Consider the following 17,863-nt stretch of genomic DNA (forward strand, 5'->3'; position numbering starts at 1 on the left):
GACCGTACGCCCTCCGTGTAGTCATGCCCGTACGCAAGGAGGACCGCCACGTGAGCCAGTACGTGTCCAGGCTCGGGCGTCGCTCCCCGGCGGCACCCTCTCGGCTCCGCATCCCCGGCTCCCAGCGGCGGCCACGCCGCGTGGCCATGCTCAGCGTGCACACCTCGCCGCTGCACCAGCCCGGCACGGGCGACGCGGGCGGCATGAACGTCTACATCGTCGAGCTCGCCAAGCGCCTCGCCGCGATCAACATCGAGGTCGAGATCTTCACGCGCGCCACCACCGGCGGCCTCCCGCCCACCGTCGAGATGGCGCCCGGCGTCGTCGTGCGGCACGTCGACGCGGGCCCCTACGAAGGGCTCGCCAAGGAAGAGCTGCCGGCCCAGCTCTGTGCCTTCACCCACGGCGTGATGCAGGCCTGGGCGGGCCACCGCCCCGGCTACTACGACCTGGTCCACTCCCACTACTGGCTCTCCGGCCACGTCGGCTGGCTCGCCGCCGAACGCTGGGGCGCGCCGCTCGTCCACGCCATGCACACCATGGCCAAGGTCAAGAACGCGGCGCTCGCCGAGGGCGACACCCCCGAACCCGCCGCCCGCGTCATCGGCGAGACGCAGATAGTCCGGGCCGCCGACCGCCTCATCGCCAACACCTCCGAAGAGGCCGACGAACTCGTACGCCACTACGAGGCCGATCCCGGCAAGGTCGCCGTCGTCCACCCCGGCGTGAACCTCGAACGGTTCCGCCCCGCCGACGGGCGCGCCGCGGCCCGGCACCGCCTGGGCCTGCCGCAGAACGCCCTCGTACCGCTCTTCGCGGGCCGCATCCAGCCCCTGAAGGCCCCGGACCTGCTGCTCCGTGCGGTCGCCGTGCTCCTGGACGAGCGGCCCGCGCTGCGTTCGAACATCGTCGTCCCCATCGTTGGCGGCCCGAGCGGCAGCGGCCTCGCCAAGCCCGAGGGACTGCAGAAACTGGCCGCGAGGCTGGGCATCGCGGACGTCGTCCGCTTCCAGCCGCCCGTGGGCCAGGAGCAGTTGGCGGACTGGTTCCGGGCGGCGTCGGTCCTGGTGATGCCCTCCTACAGCGAATCCTTCGGTCTCGTCGCCATCGAGGCGCAGGCGGCGGGCACGCCGGTCCTCGCGGCCTCGGTGGGCGGGCTGCCCGTCGCCGTACGCGACGGGGTGACCGGGTTCCTGATCCGCGGCCACGAACCGGCCCACTACGCGCGCGTGCTGCGCGATTTCGCCGATCATCCACACCTTGTGGACGGGATGGGCGAAGCGGCGGCCCGGCACGCGCAGTCCTTCGGCTGGGACACGGCGGCGTCCGCCACGGCGGACGTCTACACCGCCGCGATGCACGACTTCCGCGGTTCGCACCGTCACGTACGCTCGCACCATGGCTGAGCAGGCAGACACCGCGACGATCATCGAGCGGACCCTCGACGACGCCGAGCTCGAGTGGGAGGCGCCCGAACCCGGCTCGTACGTGGTGAAGCTGCCCGGCACGCGGAAGCTCTCCACCACGCTCTCGCTGCGGGTCGGCAACCACTCCCTCTCCCTGAACGCGTTCGTGATCCGGCACCCGGACGAGAACCACGAGGCGGTCCACCGCTGGCTCCTCGAGCGGAACCTCCGCCTGTACGGGGTCAGTTACGCGATCGACTCGCTCGGCGACATCTACCTCGCCGGCAAGCTGCCGCTCTCCGCGGTCACGCCCACGGAACTCGACCGGCTCCTCGGCTCGGTCCTCTCCGCCTCCGACGACTCCTTCAACACGCTCCTCGAGCTGGGCTTCGCTTCGGCGATTCGGAAGGAGTACGAGTGGAGGGTGGCGCGGGGGGAGTCGACGCGGAATCTGGATGCGTTCACGCATCTGACTCAGCGGGACGGGTGAGGTTTCTCCGCCGCTCCGCGGCGGGGGCCTGCGGCGGTGGCCCCTGCGGGTGAGGGTGACTGTTCTTCGCCGCTCCACGGCGTTTCCCCACCCACCCGCCCGTTTGCCCCGCACCGCACGGTGACCCTTCAACCCCGCCGCTCACGGCGCCTGCCCGCGCCGGTCGTGTACGGAACTACGGACGCGGTGCGCCCACGGAATCTGTACGAGGCGCAACGGTGTCTGTAGAGCCCACAGACACAACGGGAGCCGACACAGCGGGAGCCGACACAACGGGAGCCGACACAGCCGGAGCCGACACGCCCGGATCCGGCTCCGCCACGCCCGACTCGGACTCGCCCAGCCCCGACTTCTCCAGCCCCGACGCCTCCGCCCCCGACTCCTCCGGAAGCCCCCGCATCAACCCCCGGTACCCCAGCGCCGCCCCCGTCCCCAGCACCGCGCACGCACCCCACAGCCACTCCGCCCCGAACCGGTCGATCATGAAGCCGGACATCAGCGGAGCGACCAGCGCGGCCACCGACCAGGACATCGTGTACATGCCCTGGTAGCGCCCGCGGCCGTGGGTGGGCGAGAGGCGTACGACCAGGCCCGTCTGGGTCGGCGCGTTGACGATCTCGGCGAGCGTCCACACGCACACCGTCACCGCGAAGACGCCGACCGACCCGGCGAAGGCGGTGAGCCCGAAGCCGTACCCGGCGAGGACCGAGGAGATGACCAACAGTCGCCGCGCGTCCCGGTGTTCGATGAAACGGGTGACGGGGATCTGCAGGGCGACGATCAGCACGCCGTTCACGGCGATCACGACACCGTAGTCGGCGGGTGTGAACCCGGCCTCGCCCATGGCGACCGGCAGGCCCACGGACCCCTGCTGGAAGATGAGCGCGACGACGAAGGACAGCCCCACGACCCCCATGAACCGCCTGTCCCGCAGCACGGCCCCGAGGCCGACCTCCGGCTCAGCCGCCTTCTGCAGCGCCGTGCGCACGGGCCGCGACTCCGGCAGCTTCGCGAAGACGACGATCGCGCAGACCATCGTCATGGCGGCCTCGATGAGGAAACCGGCACGGTAGCTGTACGAGGCGATGAAGCCGGCGCCCGCCGACGAGACGGCGAAGCCGAGGTTGATGGCCCAGTAGTTGAGCGAGAAGGCCCGCACCCGGTCCTCGGGCCGCACGATGTCGGCCATCATCGCCTGCACGGCGGGCCGGGAGGCGTTGCTGGCCATGCCCACGAGGAAGGCGACGCCCGCGATGGCGAGCGGGTGCTCCATGAAGCCGAGCACCGCCACGGACACGGCGGTCGAGGCCTGCGCGATCAGCAGCGTGGGCCGCCGCCCGAGCCGGTCGGTCATCACGCCCGCGCCCAGCGAGGAGACGACACCGCCGAGCCCGTGGAGGGCGGCGACGAGTCCGGCGTACGAGGCCGAGTAGCCCCGTTCGAGGGTGAGGTAGAGGGCCATGAAGGTGGCGACGAAGGCGCCGAGCCGGTTGACCAGGGTGCTCGTCCACAGCCACCAGAAGGCGCGGGGGAGCCCCGACACGCTCTCACTGACGGCACGTCTGACGGCGGTGAACGACATGAAGATCCCCCGAACTCTGCAAGCGACTGTGCGACCGACTCCGCAAGCGCCGCTGTGAGTGCACTCTGTAAGTGGCCCCTGCGGCAAGCGCACATTACGATCCCGCGGCCCCGGGACGCCACTCAATTGACGGGAGCCGTCAACTGTCACACCCGCGCCCGCGCGCGCGAGGCCCCCCGCGGTTCGATTACGCTCAGAGGCATGGCCGACGCACCGTACAAGCTGATCCTCCTCCGCCACGGCGAGAGCGAATGGAACGCGAAGAACCTGTTCACCGGCTGGGTGGACGTCAACCTCAACGAGAAGGGCGAGAAGGAGGCGGTCCGCGGCGGTGAGCTGCTCAAAGACGCCGGCCTGCTCCCCGACGTGGTCCACACGTCGCTCCAGAAGCGCGCCATCCGCACCGCGCAGCTGGCCCTGGAGTCCGCCGACCGCCACTGGATCCCGGTCCACCGCAGCTGGCGCCTGAACGAGCGCCACTACGGCGCCCTCCAGGGCAAGGACAAGGCCCAGACGCTCGCCGAGTTCGGCGAGGAGCAGTTCATGCTGTGGCGCCGCTCGTACGACACCCCGCCGCCGGCCCTCGACCGCGACGCGGAGTACTCGCAGTTCTCCGACCCTCGCTACGCCACGCTCCCCCCGGAGCTGCGCCCGCAGACGGAGTGCCTCAAGGACGTCGTCGTCCGCATGCTCCCGTACTGGTTCGACGGCATCGTCCCCGACCTCCTGACGGGCCGGACGGTCCTGGTGGCGGCCCACGGCAACAGCCTCCGCGCCCTGGTCAAGCACCTCGACGGCATCTCCGACGCCGACATCGCGGGCCTGAACATCCCGACGGGCATCCCGCTTTCCTACGAGCTGGACGCCGACTTCAAGCCCCTGAACCCGGGCGGCACCTACCTCGACCCGGAGGCCGCGAAGGCGGCGATCGAGGCGGTCAAGAACCAGGGCAAGAAGAAGTAACTCTGCGGCTGCGACTGCACGCCCCCTGCCTGCGGGTTCCCCGTCGGTAGGGGGCTGCTCTCAGGGGCTGCCGGAGTCCGTGACGCCCTTCGCGAGACTGCCGACCACGTCGAGGATCCACTGGCCGAAGGCCGTCGGGGCGATCAGTACGCCGAAGACGAGCACGATGACCACCGTCAGCTGCTCGTCATTGCGGCTGCGGGCCTGGGTTCGCCTCCGCAGGCGCAGCACGATGATGACGGCCAGAAGCACCGCCACGTTGATCGTCAGTACCACGACCAGACCCCCTCACGTGTGCGAACGTCCCGGCTTTCCTGTGTAACCCGGACCACCTTCCGTGGCCCCGCGGCCACCCTTAGTTGGCAGCAAACCGTTCATCGAAGGCCGGATCGGCACGTGCACGACGTGTATGCCGTGGTCACGGCGGGGGGATTCCGGCGCGGTCGGCCTGCCCGCCACGCGCGCGTGCGCCGTTGATGCGCCCCGCCCCCCTGGGCATGCAATGGGAAACAGGCAGTACGTCGTACGCCTTCGAGGAGGAGACCATGGCCGAGTCCCCCGTGCGCGAATCCGTCCCCGAGCCGCCCGTCGACACGCCTGGGCTGCCCACCCTCGTACTCCTGGGAGCCTGCGGCTGCGGCTCGGGGTGCGGTTGCGGGTGTCAGTCCGGTGGGCCCTGCTCGTGCGGCGGCGGCTGCGGCTGACCCACGGCCGGAGCGCACACGCGCACACGAACCGTGCCCCGCACGACACCTGATGTCGAGCGGGGCACATGGGTACAGAGGGCTACGCGCCGCCGCCCTCCACCGGCGCCGGAGCCGCCGCCGGGCCCGCCGCAGGACCCGTCGCCTGGATCTCGTCCGCGTGTTCGCCCGTGACCAGGTACACGACCCGCTTCGCCACCGACACCGCGTGGTCCGCGAAGCGCTCGTAGTAGCGGCCGAGCAGCGTCACGTCGACGGCCGTCTCGATGCCGTGCTTCCAGCGGTCGTCCATCAGGTGCTGGAAGAGCGTGCGGTGCAGCTGGTCCATCTCGTCGTCGTCCTGCTCCAGTTGGAGCGCCAGGTCGACGTCCTTGGTGATGATGACCTCCGCCGCCTTCGCCATCAGGCGCTGCGCGAGCTGGCCCATCTCCAGGATCGTGGCGTGCAGGTCCCGCGGCACCGCCGAGTCCGGGAAGCGCAGCCGCGCCAGCTTCGCGACGTGCTGGGCGAGGTCGCCCGAGCGTTCCAGGTCGGCGCTCATGCGCAGCGAGGTGACGACGATGCGCAGATCCGTGGCGACCGGCTGCTGGCGCGCGAGCAGGGCTATCGCGCGGGCCTCCAGGTCGTGCTGCAGATCGTCGACCTTCTGGTCGGCGGCGATCACGCTCTCCGCCATCTTCAGGTCGGCGTCGAGCATGGCCGTCGTGGCGCGCCCGATCGCGGACCCGACGAGGCGGGCCATCTCGACCAGGCTCTCGCCGATCGAGTCAAGTTCCTCGTGGTACGCGTCCCGCATGTGGCTGTCCCTCTCTAGGTACGTCTCAGGGGGCTGGCCCCGAATACTCCAGTACGTCTCAGGGGGCTGGCCCCTACGCTCCAGTACGTCTCAGGGGGCTGGCCTCTACGCTCCCACGGTGCGGGCCCGACGCGTCCGTTTCCGGCACCCCAAATGAATCACCCCCGTCATCAAGGTGAACTGTGGGCGACGGAGGGCGACGACCCCGCCCGCACCCGCCCCCGCCCGGCCGGGGGAAGTGAACCGGCACCGTCCCCACGGTGAACTCTGGGCGACGAGTGTTCGAGGCGGCACCCGTTTGGCTGTGGGCCACGCTGACCAGGCGCATAACCTTGGACCCATGGACGTGAACGCGGCGGTCGCCGCAGCGGCAGCGATCGCCGGGGTGTGCACCGGTGTCATCGCCATGCTGGCGTTCCGATGGAGCGAGCGCGACCAGAAACGCCCCACCCGGACCTCCCTGCACACCGACCCCGTACTCCCGCCGGGGGTGGACACGGTGCTCTCCGTGCTGCGCTCCTCCGCGGTCGTCCTCGACGAGGCCGACAGCGTGGTCAAGGCCAGCTCGGCGGCGTACGCGCTCGGTCTCGTACGCGGCGGGAAACTCGCCGTCGAACCGATGCTGCAGATGGCCCGCGACACCCGCCGCGACGGGGAGATACGCCAGGTCGAACTGGACCTGCCGCGGCGCGGCACCGGCCGCGGCGAGGCCCTCGCGGTCTCGGCGCGCGTCGCCCCGCTCGGCTCCCGGCTCGTCCTGCTCCTCGTGGAGGACCTCACCGAGGCCCGCCGCATCGAGGCCGTACGGCGCGACTTCGTCGCGAACGTCAGCCACGAGCTCAAGACCCCGGTCGGCGCCCTCTCCCTCCTCTCCGAAGCCGTCATGGACGCCTCCGACGACCCTGAGGCCGTCGAGCGCTTCGCGGGCCGCATGCAGATCGAGGCGACCCGCCTGACCAGCCTCGTCCAGGAGCTCATCGACCTCTCCCGGGTACAGAACGACGACCCCTTGGAGGACGCCGAACCGGTCCGTGTCGACGAACTGGTGGCGGAGGCGATCGACCGCAGCCGCCACCAGGCCTCGCACAAGCAGATCACCATGGCGGCGGGCGGCACCGCGGAGCTCCAGATCTGGGGCAACCGCGGCCAGCTCGCCGCGGCCCTCGGCAACCTCGTCGAGAACGCCGTCAACTACAGCCCCGCCCGCACCCGCGTGGGCATAGCCGCCCGCCGGGTCGCCGCACCCGGCGGCGACCTCATCGAGGTCGCCGTCACCGACCAGGGCATCGGCATCTCCGACAAGGACAAGGAGCGCATCTTCGAGCGCTTCTACCGCGTCGACCCGGCCCGCTCCCGGGCCACCGGCGGCACGGGCCTCGGCCTCGCCATCGTCAAACACGTGGCCGCCTCGCACGGCGGGGAGGTCACCGTGTGGAGCTCCGAGGGACAGGGCTCCACCTTCACCCTGCGGCTGCCCGAGGCGGCCGCGCACCGCGACCGCGGAACCGGTCGCGGCGGCGGCCTCGACGAGGAGACCGCCGCGGGCGACGAATCCGCCGCGAACACCGCGTACGAACCCATTCCTGCCCCGGAGGTCCTTCCGTGACCCGAGTGCTCGTCGTCGAGGACGAGGAATCCTTCAGCGACGCCCTGTCCTACATGCTCCGCAAGGAGGGCTTCGAAGTCGCCATCGCGGCGACCGGCCCGGACGGACTCGACGAATTCGAGCGCAACGGCGCCGACCTCGTCCTGCTCGACCTGATGCTGCCCGGCCTGCCCGGTACCGAGGTCTGCCGCCAGCTGCGCAGCCGCTCCAACGTCCCGGTGATCATGGTCACCGCCAAGGACAGCGAGATCGACAAGGTGGTCGGCCTGGAGATAGGAGCCGACGACTACGTCACCAAGCCGTTCTCCTCGCGGGAGCTGGTGGCCCGCATCCGGGCCGTCCTGCGCCGCCGCGGCGAGCCCGAGGAGGTCGCCCCGCAGGCCCTGGAGGCGGGCCCGGTCCGCATGGACGTGGACCGGCACGTGGTCACGGTCTCCGGCTCCAAGGTCGACCTGCCCCTGAAGGAGTTCGACCTCCTGGAGATGCTCCTGCGCAACGCGGGCCGCGTCCTGACCCGCATGCAGCTCATCGACCGCGTCTGGGGCGCCGACTACGTGGGGGACACCAAGACCCTCGACGTCCACGTCAAGCGCCTGCGCGCCAAGATCGAGCCGGACCCGGGGGCGCCGCGCTACCTGGTGACTGTCCGCGGTCTCGGCTACAAGTTCGAGCCGTAGGCCGTAGAAACGCAGGCGGCAGCCAGCAGGCCGTAGGCAGTGATGAAGGGCGGGACCCCGACCGGGGTCCCGCCCTTCATCACTGCCGTGCTGCGTTACGTACGCCGATCAGTGCTCGGCGCCGGTGTCGGTACCGGTGTTGGCACCGGCATCGGTACCCGCGTCGGTGCCCGTACCGGCGTCGGTACCCGCACCGTCGGCCTTGTCCGAAGGCTTCGTGCTTCCGCCGTCCGACGGCTTGTGGGAGCCCTTGCCGGAGTCGCCGGGCGCCGGCTCACCGGACTTCACGGGCTTGCCCGGCTTCCCCTCCGGCGACTGCGGGGCCTGGCTCGGGCCCCACTTGCTGAAGTAGCTGCCGGCGGGCACGACGAACGCCTTCATCTTCACGTCGCCGGTCTTGCCGAACGAGAAGGTGACCGGCTGCGCGTTGCCGTCCTTGATCGACTCGCGGCCGGCGGTCAGGACCGCGGAGGCGTTGTTCTTGCCGCCGATGACGATGGAGCCGCCCGCCGGGATGGTCAGCGGACCGTTCGGCTTGGAGGCCTTGTCGTCCTTGCCCGCGGTGAGCTTGGCCTTCTTGGACGAGCCTTCGACCGAGATGGCGTTCAGGGTCTCGGGCTTGTCGCCGGCGTTGAAGATCGTCGCGGAGACCGCGGCCGGGCCCTCGGTCTCCTTGTCCGGCTGCGTGATGACCATGGCGTTCTGGATCTTGATGTCGCCGACGGAGGTCGCGGCGTTGTCCGGCTTGACCTCCATCGTCTGAGCGTTGTTGCCTGCGGCGCACGCGGAGAGCGACGCGAGCGAGAACGCGAGGGCGGTGGCGGCGAGGGCGCCGCGTCGAAGGCTGCGGCTCACGGCGGCGGCAACTCCTTGAACGTGGGCGGTACAGGACAGGACGGGCGACAGTAAAGCCGCCCTAAGGGTGTGTCAGCGCGCTTAGGTTACCGAGCCGTTCCCGCACCATCGCACCCGACCCGCCCCTTAGGGCACCCGGGCCACATCCGGACCGCACCCACGCCGCATCCGGACCGCACCCGGACCGCGTCCGAGCCGCATACCGCGCCGCGTCCGAGCCACATACCGCGCCACATCCGCGTCACATCCGCGCCGCCTCCCGGTCCGCGCGCCCCCTTGCCTACTCCTCCGCCACCCTCCGCCTCACCGGCCCCACCGCCACCATTCGCATAAGCGCCGTCAAGTGCTCCGGCGGGCCGTCCTGGGGATTTCCGGTAAGGAATGCATGGTGGTCCGGAGAATTGATCACACGACTGCTTGATCAATTCCGGAATCGCCGGGAAACGCTTCGGGTGGCGCTCAGCAGACCTCTTCGGCCCCCGAACGGAGTATCGAAAGTTCACCGCTTGGAACCGCGCAAACCGGGACGTTCGGCCGTCCTGGGCGCTCTTGAGGGGCGCGCGGCAGGCGCGTTTCCGGCTCCCCGAAGAGCCGCTCCGACCTGCGAATACCCCGTTCCGGGAGCCCTCCGCAGCACGTTCCTGTTGCTGTTGTCAAGCCCCGAGATATGCCCTGACCTGCGAAAACGCCATTCAGAAGAGGCGATTCTCGTGTTAGGATGGATAGCCACGGAAGGGGTACCTGTCACATGACGTTCAAGGTTGGCGACACCGTGGTCTATCCCCATCACGGGGCCGCGCTGATCGAGGCTATCGAAACTCGCCAGATCAAAGGCGTGGACAAGACCTACTTGGTGCTGAAGGTCGCTCAGGGCGACCTGACGGTGCGTGTGCCAGCGGACAATGCGGAGTTCGTCGGTGTGCGTGATGTGGTCGGGCAGGACGGCCTCGACCGGGTCTTCGAAGTACTGCGCGCGCCGTACGCCGAAGAGCCCACGAACTGGTCGCGTCGCTACAAGGCAAATCTCGAGAAGCTCGCCTCCGGCGATGTCATCAAGGTCGCGGAAGTCGTGCGTGACCTGTGGCGTCGTGAGCGGGAGCGGGGCCTGTCGGCCGGCGAGAAGCGCATGCTCGCCAAGGCCCGCCAGATCCTGGTGAGCGAGCTCGCCCTCGCGGAGAACACGAACGAGGACAAGGCCGAGGCCCTGCTTGACGAGGTCCTCGCGTCCTGACGCGGACGGTCCGAGGCGCCTGCCTCGGCGGTCTCGCGCCGCATCGGCGCAGCGCTGCCCGGTGCGGTAATGATCGGCGCAAAAATGCCGCGGTGCCCGCTGACCCTTATGGGAGTCGCCGGGCGCTGCGGCATGTTCGTACCCAGCCGTGTGCGGCCCCATGGGAGCCGTGTTGGGCGTGCCGGGCTCCGGCAGCCGTCTCGACCAGATGTCACGGAAGGGGTCCGGTCGAGGCTCGTGCCCGGCACTCCCCTGGCTCCGCACTGCGCTCGAGCCGGGGGCACGCCCAGGCCATACCCACGTCGGTCGAGCACACAAACCTGAACGGAACCGATGTCTAGCGAATCCCGTACCGCGGTGGTCATTCCCGCGGCTGGGCGGGGCGTGCGCCTCGGCCCTGGCGCCCCCAAAGCGCTTCGCGCGCTGAACGGCACCCCGATGCTCATCCACGCCGTGCGCGCCATGGCGGAATCCCGGGCCGTCTCCCTCGTCGTCGTGGTCGCACCGCCCGACGGCGCCCCCGAGGTCAAGACCCTCCTCGACGACCACGCGCTGCCCGAGCGCACCGACTTCGTCGTCGTACCCGGAGGTCAGAGCCGCCAGGAGTCCGTGCGCGCCGGTCTCGACGCCCTGCCGCCCGGCTTCGACATCGTCCTCGTGCACGACGCGGCCCGCCCCCTGGTGCCCGTCGACACGGTCGACGGCGTCATCGAGGCCGTACGCGAGGGAGCGCCCGCCGTGGTCCCCGCGCTGCCCCTGGCCGACACCGTCAAGCAGGTCGAACCGGCCACGGAGCCCGGCGGCCCCGAAGCCGTCGTGGCCACCCCCGAGCGGGCCCGGCTGCGCGCCGTGCAGACCCCGCAGGGCTTCGACCGCGCCACGCTCGTCCGCGCCCACGAGAGCGTCACCGGCCAGGTGACCGACGATGCCGGAATGGTCGAGCAGCTCGGCCTGCCCGTCGTCTGCGTGCCGGGCCACGAGGAGGCCTTCAAGGTGACGCGGCCCCTCGACCTGGTGCTCGCCGAGGCCGTCCTCGCCCGCAGGAGGGCCAACGATGGCTTCTGACACCCACCAGGTGCCGCTGCTGCCGCAGGTCGGCATCGGCACCGACATCCACGCCTTCGAAGAGGGCCGCGAACTGTGGTGCGCGGGCCTGAAGTGGGAGGACGAGGGCCCCGGACTCGCCGGCCACTCCGACGCCGACGTCGTCGCGCACGCCGCCTGCAACGCGCTCTTCTCCGCGGCGGGCCTCGGCGACCTCGGCGCGCACTTCGGCACCGGACGCCCCGAGTGGTCCGGCGCCTCCGGTCTCACCCTGCTCACCGAGGCCGCCCGCATCGTCAGGGCCGCCGGCTTCACCGTCGGCAACGTCGCCGTGCAGGTCATCGGCGACCGCCCGAAGATCGGCAAGCGCAGGGAAGAGGCGCAGAAGGTGCTCTCCGAAGCGGCCGGAGCCCCCGTCAGCGTCTCCGGCGCCACCACCGACGGCCTCGGCTTTCCCGGCCGCGGCGACGGGCTCGCGGCGATCGCGACAGCCCTGGTCGTCCGTACACCGGCGTAAGAGCCGCAGGACGCGGCGACGTCACAGTTCGGTGCCCTGTGGCCCAACGGGGCACAGGGCACTGCCCGGCGCCCACTACCCTGGAGTGGTGACGATTCGCCTGTACGACACCAGCGCCCGGCAGATCCGTGACTTCAGCCCCCTCAACGACGGCTGTGTCTCGATCTACCTCTGTGGTGCCACGGTGCAGGCGGCCCCGCACATCGGGCACATCAGGTCCGGCCTGAACTTCGACATCATGCGCCGCTGGTTCACCTACCGCGGGTACGACGTGACGTTCATCCGGAACGTGACCGACATCGACGACAAGATCATCAAGAAGTCGGCCGACCAGGACCGTCCCTGGTGGTCGATCGGGTACGAGAACGAGCGCGCCTTCAACAGCGGATACGACGCGCTCGGCTGCCTCCCGCCCACCTACGAGCCGCGCGCCACCGGGCACGTGACCGAGATGGTCGAGATGATGCGCGGCCTCATCGAGCGCGGCCACGCCTACGAGGCCGACGGCAGCGTCTACTTCGACGTGCGCTCCTGGCCCCAGTACCTGGAGCTCTCCAACCAGGACATCGACGACCTGCGCCAGCCCGACGAGGGCGTCGCGGGCAAGCGCGACTCGCGCGACTTCGCCATGTGGAAGGCCGCCAAGCCCGGCGAGCCCGCCTGGGAGACCCCGTGGGGCCGCGGCCGTCCCGGCTGGCACCTGGAGTGCTCGGCGATGGCCCACAAGTACCTGGGCCGCGAGTTCGACATCCACGGCGGCGGCATCGACCTGATCTTCCCGCACCACGAGAACGAGATCGCCCAGGCCAAGGCCTTCGGCGACACCTTCGCGCGGTACTGGGTGCACAACGGCTGGGTCACCATGAGCGGCGAGAAGATGTCGAAGTCCCTCGGGAACTCGGTCCTCGTCAGCGACATGGTCAAGCAGTGGCGCCCCATCGTCCTGCGCTACTACCTCGGCACCCCGCACTACCGCTCGATGATCGAGTACAGCCCGGAGGCGCTGCGCGAGGCCGAGTCCGCGTTCTCCCGCATCGAGGGCTTCGTGCAGCGCGTGGTGGAGAAGGCCGGCGGGATCGTCGAGCCCGCCGCCCAGGTGCCGCCCGCCTTCGCCGACGCCATGGACGACGACATGGGCGTACCGCAGGCGCTCGCCATCGTCCACACCACGGTCCGCCAGGGGAACTCCGCCCTGGCCGCCGACGACAAGGAAGCCGCCGTGGCACGCCTCGCCGAGGTGCGGGCCATGCTCGGCGTCCTCGGCCTCGACCCGCTCGACCCGCACTGGGCCGGTGGCCAGAGCGACCGCGGCGACGACCTGCACGGCGTCGTGGACACCCTCGTCCGTCTCGTCCTCGACCAGCGCGAGGCCGCCCGCGGCCGCAAGGACTGGGCCACCGCCGACACCATCCGCGACCAGCTGAACCAGTCGGGCCTCGTCATCGAGGACAGTCCGACAGGGCCCCGCTGGACCCTCGGTCCGCGCTAGGCGACACCGCTGATGTGCCGCCCGGCCTTTCGGGCGGCACACTTCATAGACGTACACCTCCGTGCGCGTACGCATGTACGCGCCCACGCACCACAACAGACAGGTAGGTCATGGCCGCTAACAACCGCCGCATGTCCGGCAAGAAGGGCGCGCAGGTCGGCAGCGGCGGCAATCGGCGCCGCGGCCTTGAGGGCAAGGGTCCGACGCCGCCCGCCGAGGCGCGCAAGGGGCACGTGAAGAACCGCATCGCCACCGCCAAGGCCAAGAAGGGGGCCGGCGGCCGTCGTCCCGCGGCCAGGAACCGCGGCGGCAAGGGCACCTCCGAGATGGTCGTCGGCCGCAACCCCGTCTTCGAGGCGCTGCGCGACGGCGTGCCCGCCACCACGCTCTACGTCCAGCAGTTCATCGACAACGACGAGCGGGTCCGCGAGGCGCTCCAGCTCGCGGCCGAGCGCGGCGGCATCCACCTCATGGAGGCCCCGCGCCCCGAGCTCGACCGCATGACGAACGGCCTCAACCACCAGGGCCTCGTCCTCCAGGTCCCGCCGTACGAGTACGCGCACCCCGAGGAGCTCGCCGCCGCCGCGTACGACGCGGGCCAGGACCCGCTGATCGTCGCCCTCGACGGTGTGACCGACCCGCGCAACCTCGGCGCCGTCGTCCGCTCCGTCTCCGCCTTCGGCGGCCACGGCGTCCTCGTCCCCGAGCGGCGCGCCGCCGGCATGACGGCAGGCGCCTGGAAGTCGTCCGCGGGCACCGCCGCCCGTACGCCGGTCGCGCGCTGCACCAACCTGACGCGCGCCCTGGAGGCGTACAAGAAGGCGGGCGTCGCCGTCGTCGGCCTCGCCGCCGACGGTGAGCACGAGGTCGGCGACCTCCAGGCGCTCAGCGGCCCGGTCGTCATCGTCGTCGGCAGCGAGGGCAAGGGCCTGTCCCGCCTCGTCGGCGAGACCTGCGACTTCCGCGTGCGCATCCCGATGCCGGGCGGCGCCGAGTCGCTGAACGCCGGTGTGGCGGCGGGCGTCGTGCTCTACGAGGCGTCGCGCCACCGCAGCTGACCGGCGGCGATGTCCGGGCCGCGGTGATCTCTTGACGCGGCCCGGACACTTCCCCATGGTCAAGGCAGTGTCCTAAACACACATCACTCGGTTAGATGAGTGTGGACACCAGAACACCCCGCACTCCCACGGGGGGAAGCTCGTCAGGTTTCGACGATGCTCCCGCGCTGAGCATGGTGAAGGTGCCGAGCGACCCGGCGCAGGTCATCGTCAATCACGCGAGTTTCCGCGTGCAGCTTCCCGCCGCTGGGCGCACTCAATCCCCGCGCATCTCACGGCACTTGGGCATCCCCGACGAGACGGTGCGCATCCCCGCCACCGGGGCCGCCGCCAAGCGCCGCGCGCCCGTCGTCTGGAGCGGGAAGTCCGATCCGGACGACACCGGCGCGATCAGACTGCTGCAGGCCGTACGCGGCAACAGCGTGCGCCGTTCGGCCGAAGAGGCAGGACCCTACGACGACGCGGGCGCCACCCAGGTCATCCCGCGCATCGAGGACGAGGGCCCAGAGACCGCCGAGACGCCCGCCGTCATCGGACCCCGCACCCCCGCCTCCGGCACCCGGCTGCTGCCGCAGATGCGGCTGCCCGGCAGCGACTACGACGAACGGCTCGCCCAGCAGGCCGACGAGAACGCCCACGACGCGTACGACGGCTACGACGACGGCTACGACGAGGGCTACGACGACGAGGGCGACGAGGGCGAGGAGCGCCCCCGCAGGCGCGGCTCGGACCCGGTCCGGCACGCCTACTACCCCGGACGCCGCATGAACCTCGGCGTCGTCCTGCTCCCGCTGCGCGTCTTCCTCGGCTTCATCTCCATCTACGCCGGGATGGGCAAGCTCTGCGACCCCGTCTACTTCGACGGCGGCGAACGCGGCTCCATGGTCAAGTGGCTCACCTCATTGCACCCCTGGGCACTCGCGGAGCCACTGCGCGACTTCGCCCTCCAGCACCCCGTGGGCGCCGGACTCTGCATCGCCTTCCTCCAGGTCGTCGTCGGCGTCCTGACGGTGCTCGGACTCTGGCAGCGGGTCGCCGCCTCGATCGGCGTGCTGCTCTCGGCCGCGCTCATCGTCACCGTGAGCTGGAAGACCGTCCCCGCCTACGACGCGCCCGACATCATCTACCTCGCCGCCTGGTCACCGCTGATCATCGCGGGTGCGCCCGTCTACTCCGTCGACGGACGCCTCGCAGGTGAGGCCTGGCGCACGCTCGGGCCCCGCGTCGACATCTGGGACCTGCGGCGGCGCGTGCTGCGCCGCGGCGGCCTGATCGGGGCGGTCGTGGTCGGCCTCACCCTGCTCATCGGATCGATGCTGGGCGGCGCGGTGCGGGACGCGGACCGGGTCACCGCGCCGGGTCCCGGCGAGGCGCCGCGCAACGAACTGCCGGGCTCCCCGCTCCCCGGAGACCCCGCGAAGAAGCGGCAACACCGCCAGTCGCAGAGCCCCACCGCATCGGCGGGCCCCTCCCCGACGCAGGGCAGCTCCGCGAGCCCCACGCAGGGCGCCACGGCGCCGGGCGCGGCCCGCTCCCGGGAGAGCGGCACGGTCGGCTCCACGCAGCCCAGCCAGCCGCAGGGCAGCAGCGGCACGGCGGGCCAGGCCCCGCCGCAGCAGTCGGCGCCGCAGCGACAGCAGCAGCCGACGGCCACGACCGCGGGTCCGTCGTCCAGCGGCGGTTCCGGCGGCGCGGGCGGTGCGGCGGGTGGCGCCGGTACGTCGGGTGGCTCAGGGGGCGGCGAGGAGCCCCGCGGACTGCTGGGCGGAGTGCTCGGCCACTGACGCTCCGACGTCCCGCCCACGCCTGTTCCGCCTACGCCGACGGGGCCCCGCACACGTATCGTGCGGGGCCCCGTCGGCGTATCCGGAAGGGAAACCTCCTGGGCCCTCAACGGCCCTGTGCGGCGAGCTCCTTGGCGGCCTCGGTGAGGTCCTTGGCGGTGTCGATCGCCCGCCAGTAGGCGCCCTGCGGCAGCGGGAACCCCGCCAGGCGCTTGGCACGGGCGAGGCGCGGGAACGTGGTGCGCTCGTGGTCGCCGAGGTCCGGCAGCAGTTCGGTGAAGGCCGCCGAGAACACGTACACGCCCGCGTTGATGAGGTACGGGGACGGCGGCGCCTCGATGAAGTCCGTGATGTGGCCGAACGCGTCCGTCTCCACGGCGCCCCACGGGATGCGGGGGCGGGCCAGGGCGAGGGTCGCGGTGGCGTCGCGCTCGGCGTGGAAGGCCGCCATGTCGCGCAGCGAGAAACGGGTCCAGATGTCGCCGTTCGTCGCGTACCAGGGCTGGTCGGCGTGCGGCAGGTGACGGGCGGCGTACTTGAGGCCGCCGCCGCGGCCGAGCGGTTCCTTCTCGACGACCGTGGTCACGTTCAGCGGGAGGTCGGCGGCGTCCAGCCACTCCTGGAGGACCTCGGCGAGGTGGCCGCAGGAGACGACGGCGTCCGTCACGCCCTCCGCGGCCAGCCAGGCAAGCTGATGGCCGATGATCGGGGTCCCCGTGCCGGGGATCTCGACCATCGGCTTCGGCCGGTCGTCGGTGTAGGGGCGGAGGCGGGAGCCTTGGCCTCCGGCGAGGATCACGGCTTGCCTGGGAGGCGGGTCAGCAGTCATGCACTGCACGATAAGCGGACAGCGCGGAGCTCTGACCCCGGCCCCACCCGCTGCCCCGCTTCCCGCCCCGCCCCCGGCTTTCGCTCCCGGTCGCGGGACGGCTCAAGAGGCGTACCGGGCGACGCCTGTGGCGTAGGACGTGTCGCAGACGGGCCTGGCGTACGACTGGGCGCGGCTCGGGCCGTACACCCGCACTGCGGCGCGGCCGAGTGCGCGGGCGAGCGAGGCGCAGTGCCGGGCCAGCGAGGGGTGGCGGTTCACCTCCTGCTGAAGGTGGGTGAGCGCGACGCCCGGGTTCTTCTCCTGCAGTTCCAGGAGGAGCCGGTCGCGCAGGATGTCATGCGGGGCGCGCGACTTGGCGGGCTTGGAGAGGTTGTCGGCGGACGCGGTCAGCATCGAGTCCGAGGAGTCTCCCGACCAGTTGACGCTGGTGACCGCGAGGGTCCCGGAAAGCACCAGCATCACGGGCAGGACGAGGGCGAGCGTGCGGCCGATGCGGCGGGCGGGTCCCCGATGGGATCGGCGCTTCTGGGTGTAGTTGGCGGAGTGCGTCACGCGAGTGAGCGTAGCGCTCGGTGATGATTTGGCGACATTTAGTCACTCGGTTGAGCGACAGAGAAGAGTGTTTTCCTGGAGCGGTGTTGACGCGGCCCCGGTGAAATGACCCGTTGTGCCGGGGTATTTGTCGACACCCGCACCCCTGTGCGGCAGGCCGTACGCGAAGGGCCCCGTACCTGCCTTGAGTTCTAGTGGTCGTTGCAACACCCCAGCTCAGGGGACGCGATGGCCATCGATTACAGCAAGCGACGCAAGCCCGCAGGGCATGCTCCGC

At 71.0% G+C, this 17,863-nt stretch carries 17 protein-coding genes; 11 read left to right on the forward strand and 6 right to left on the reverse strand.

The window, feature by feature from the left end:
* Positions 1-50 precede the first annotated feature (50 nt).
* Positions 51-1,406, forward strand: a complete 1,356-nt coding sequence (gene mshA, locus ACFVYR_RS28485; RefSeq protein ID WP_384261208.1) for a D-inositol-3-phosphate glycosyltransferase — start codon at positions 51-53, stop codon at positions 1,404-1,406.
* On the forward strand, positions 1,399-1,896 hold the full coding sequence (locus ACFVYR_RS28490; protein WP_384261206.1) for a YbjN domain-containing protein: 498 nt from the start codon (positions 1,399-1,401) through the stop codon (positions 1,894-1,896). Before mshA ends, ACFVYR_RS28490 begins: the two co-directional genes overlap by 8 nt.
* A 175-nt stretch (positions 1,897-2,071) precedes the next feature.
* Here ACFVYR_RS28490 and ACFVYR_RS28495 read toward each other — a convergent pair whose 3' ends face one another.
* On the reverse strand, positions 2,072-3,478 hold the full coding sequence (locus tag ACFVYR_RS28495; protein WP_384261203.1) for an MDR family MFS transporter: 1,407 nt from the start codon (positions 3,476-3,478) through the stop codon (positions 2,072-2,074).
* 201 nt (positions 3,479-3,679) lie between these two features.
* Here ACFVYR_RS28495 and ACFVYR_RS28500 point away from each other — a divergent pair, with 201 nt between their 5' ends.
* Positions 3,680-4,441 (forward strand): phosphoglyceromutase, encoded by a 762-nt coding sequence (locus ACFVYR_RS28500; RefSeq protein ID WP_062773105.1) that lies wholly within the window; start codon positions 3,680-3,682, stop codon positions 4,439-4,441.
* Between the two features lie 60 nt (positions 4,442-4,501).
* On the opposite strand, the gene ACFVYR_RS28505 is transcribed toward ACFVYR_RS28500, so the two are convergent.
* Positions 4,502-4,717: a hypothetical protein gene (locus ACFVYR_RS28505; protein ID WP_384261200.1), complete on the reverse strand. Its 216-nt coding sequence runs from the start codon at positions 4,715-4,717 to the stop codon at positions 4,502-4,504.
* Between the two features lie 510 nt (positions 4,718-5,227).
* The gene (gene phoU, locus ACFVYR_RS28510; RefSeq protein ID WP_384261197.1) at positions 5,228-5,941 is read right to left on the reverse strand and encodes a phosphate signaling complex protein PhoU; all 714 of its coding nucleotides are present in this window, start codon (positions 5,939-5,941) and stop codon (positions 5,228-5,230) included.
* A gap of 340 nt (positions 5,942-6,281) precedes the next feature.
* Between phoU and ACFVYR_RS28515 the strand changes: the two genes are divergently transcribed.
* Together ACFVYR_RS28515 and ACFVYR_RS28520 are read left to right on the forward strand one after the other, a co-directional pair.
* A complete protein-coding gene (locus ACFVYR_RS28515; RefSeq protein WP_384261195.1) occupies positions 6,282-7,547 on the forward strand; it encodes a sensor histidine kinase in 1,266 nt (421 codons plus the stop codon).
* Positions 7,544-8,224 (forward strand): response regulator transcription factor, encoded by a 681-nt coding sequence (locus ACFVYR_RS28520; RefSeq protein ID WP_030362171.1) that lies wholly within the window; start codon positions 7,544-7,546, stop codon positions 8,222-8,224. The genes ACFVYR_RS28515 and ACFVYR_RS28520 overlap by 4 nt, the downstream gene beginning before the upstream one ends.
* A 108-nt stretch (positions 8,225-8,332) precedes the next feature.
* Here the strand turns inward: ACFVYR_RS28520 and ACFVYR_RS28525 are convergent, their stop codons facing one another.
* Positions 8,333-9,079 carry a copper chaperone PCu(A)C gene (locus ACFVYR_RS28525; RefSeq protein ID WP_384261193.1) on the reverse strand — a complete coding sequence of 249 codons (747 nt, stop codon included), beginning with the start codon at positions 9,077-9,079 and terminating at the stop codon, positions 8,333-8,335.
* A gap of 748 nt (positions 9,080-9,827) precedes the next feature.
* Between ACFVYR_RS28525 and ACFVYR_RS28530 the strand changes: the two genes are divergently transcribed.
* From ACFVYR_RS28530 to ACFVYR_RS28555, 6 genes are all read left to right on the forward strand, one after another.
* Positions 9,828-10,310: a CarD family transcriptional regulator gene (locus tag ACFVYR_RS28530; RefSeq protein ID WP_003953493.1), complete on the forward strand. Its 483-nt coding sequence runs from the start codon at positions 9,828-9,830 to the stop codon at positions 10,308-10,310.
* Between the two features lie 333 nt (positions 10,311-10,643).
* The gene (ispD, locus tag ACFVYR_RS28535) at positions 10,644-11,375 is read left to right on the forward strand and encodes a 2-C-methyl-D-erythritol 4-phosphate cytidylyltransferase (RefSeq protein ID WP_384261191.1); all 732 of its coding nucleotides are present in this window, start codon (positions 10,644-10,646) and stop codon (positions 11,373-11,375) included.
* A complete protein-coding gene (gene ispF, locus ACFVYR_RS28540; RefSeq protein WP_384261188.1) occupies positions 11,365-11,871 on the forward strand; it encodes a 2-C-methyl-D-erythritol 2,4-cyclodiphosphate synthase in 507 nt (168 codons plus the stop codon). The genes ispD and ispF overlap by 11 nt, the downstream gene beginning before the upstream one ends.
* 88 nt (positions 11,872-11,959) lie before the next feature.
* A complete protein-coding gene (gene cysS, locus ACFVYR_RS28545) occupies positions 11,960-13,360 on the forward strand; it encodes a cysteine--tRNA ligase (protein WP_384261186.1) in 1,401 nt (466 codons plus the stop codon).
* Positions 13,361-13,470: 110 nt separating this feature from the next.
* A complete protein-coding gene (gene rlmB / locus ACFVYR_RS28550; protein ID WP_384261184.1) occupies positions 13,471-14,418 on the forward strand; it encodes a 23S rRNA (guanosine(2251)-2'-O)-methyltransferase RlmB in 948 nt (315 codons plus the stop codon).
* Between the two features lie 95 nt (positions 14,419-14,513).
* The gene (locus ACFVYR_RS28555) at positions 14,514-16,202 is read left to right on the forward strand and encodes a DoxX family membrane protein (protein WP_384261182.1); all 1,689 of its coding nucleotides are present in this window, start codon (positions 14,514-14,516) and stop codon (positions 16,200-16,202) included.
* Positions 16,203-16,308: 106 nt separating this feature from the next.
* Here the strand turns inward: ACFVYR_RS28555 and ACFVYR_RS28560 are convergent, their stop codons facing one another.
* Together ACFVYR_RS28560 and ACFVYR_RS28565 are read right to left on the reverse strand one after the other, a co-directional pair.
* Entirely contained in the window at positions 16,309-17,031 is a 723-nt protein-coding gene (locus ACFVYR_RS28560) for an NDP-sugar synthase (RefSeq protein ID WP_384263952.1), read from the reverse strand.
* A gap of 102 nt (positions 17,032-17,133) precedes the next feature.
* Positions 17,134-17,586, reverse strand: a complete 453-nt coding sequence (locus ACFVYR_RS28565; RefSeq protein ID WP_384263950.1) for a hypothetical protein — start codon at positions 17,584-17,586, stop codon at positions 17,134-17,136.
* Between the last annotated feature and the right edge of the window lie 277 nt (positions 17,587-17,863).

Origin of the sequence: Streptomyces sp. NPDC058284 (assembly GCF_042881135.1) — a bacterium.
In the GTDB taxonomy this organism is placed as follows: Bacteria; Actinomycetota; Actinomycetes; order Streptomycetales; family Streptomycetaceae; genus Streptomyces.

Bases quoted from the DNA above. Each gene is read 5' to 3' on its own strand.
- ACFVYR_RS28495 (WP_384261203.1), bottom strand. From the start codon at position 3,478: ATGTCGTTCACCGCCGTCAGACGTGCCGTCAGTGAGAGCGTGTCGGGG.
- rlmB (WP_384261184.1), top strand. From the start codon at position 13,471: ATGGCCGCTAACAACCGCCGCATGTCCGGCAAGAAGGGCGCGCAGGTC.
- ACFVYR_RS28515 (WP_384261195.1), top strand. From the start codon at position 6,282: ATGGACGTGAACGCGGCGGTCGCCGCAGCGGCAGCGATCGCCGGGGTG.
- ACFVYR_RS28560 (WP_384263952.1), bottom strand. From the start codon at position 17,031: ATGACTGCTGACCCGCCTCCCAGGCAAGCCGTGATCCTCGCCGGAGGC.
- ACFVYR_RS28555 (WP_384261182.1), top strand. From the start codon at position 14,514: ATGAGTGTGGACACCAGAACACCCCGCACTCCCACGGGGGGAAGCTCG.
- ACFVYR_RS28530 (WP_003953493.1), top strand. From the start codon at position 9,828: ATGACGTTCAAGGTTGGCGACACCGTGGTCTATCCCCATCACGGGGCC.
- ACFVYR_RS28490 (WP_384261206.1), top strand. From the start codon at position 1,399: ATGGCTGAGCAGGCAGACACCGCGACGATCATCGAGCGGACCCTCGAC.
- phoU (WP_384261197.1), bottom strand. From the start codon at position 5,941: ATGCGGGACGCGTACCACGAGGAACTTGACTCGATCGGCGAGAGCCTG.
- ispD (WP_384261191.1), top strand. From the start codon at position 10,644: ATGTCTAGCGAATCCCGTACCGCGGTGGTCATTCCCGCGGCTGGGCGG.
- ACFVYR_RS28500 (WP_062773105.1), top strand. From the start codon at position 3,680: ATGGCCGACGCACCGTACAAGCTGATCCTCCTCCGCCACGGCGAGAGC.
- ispF (WP_384261188.1), top strand. From the start codon at position 11,365: ATGGCTTCTGACACCCACCAGGTGCCGCTGCTGCCGCAGGTCGGCATC.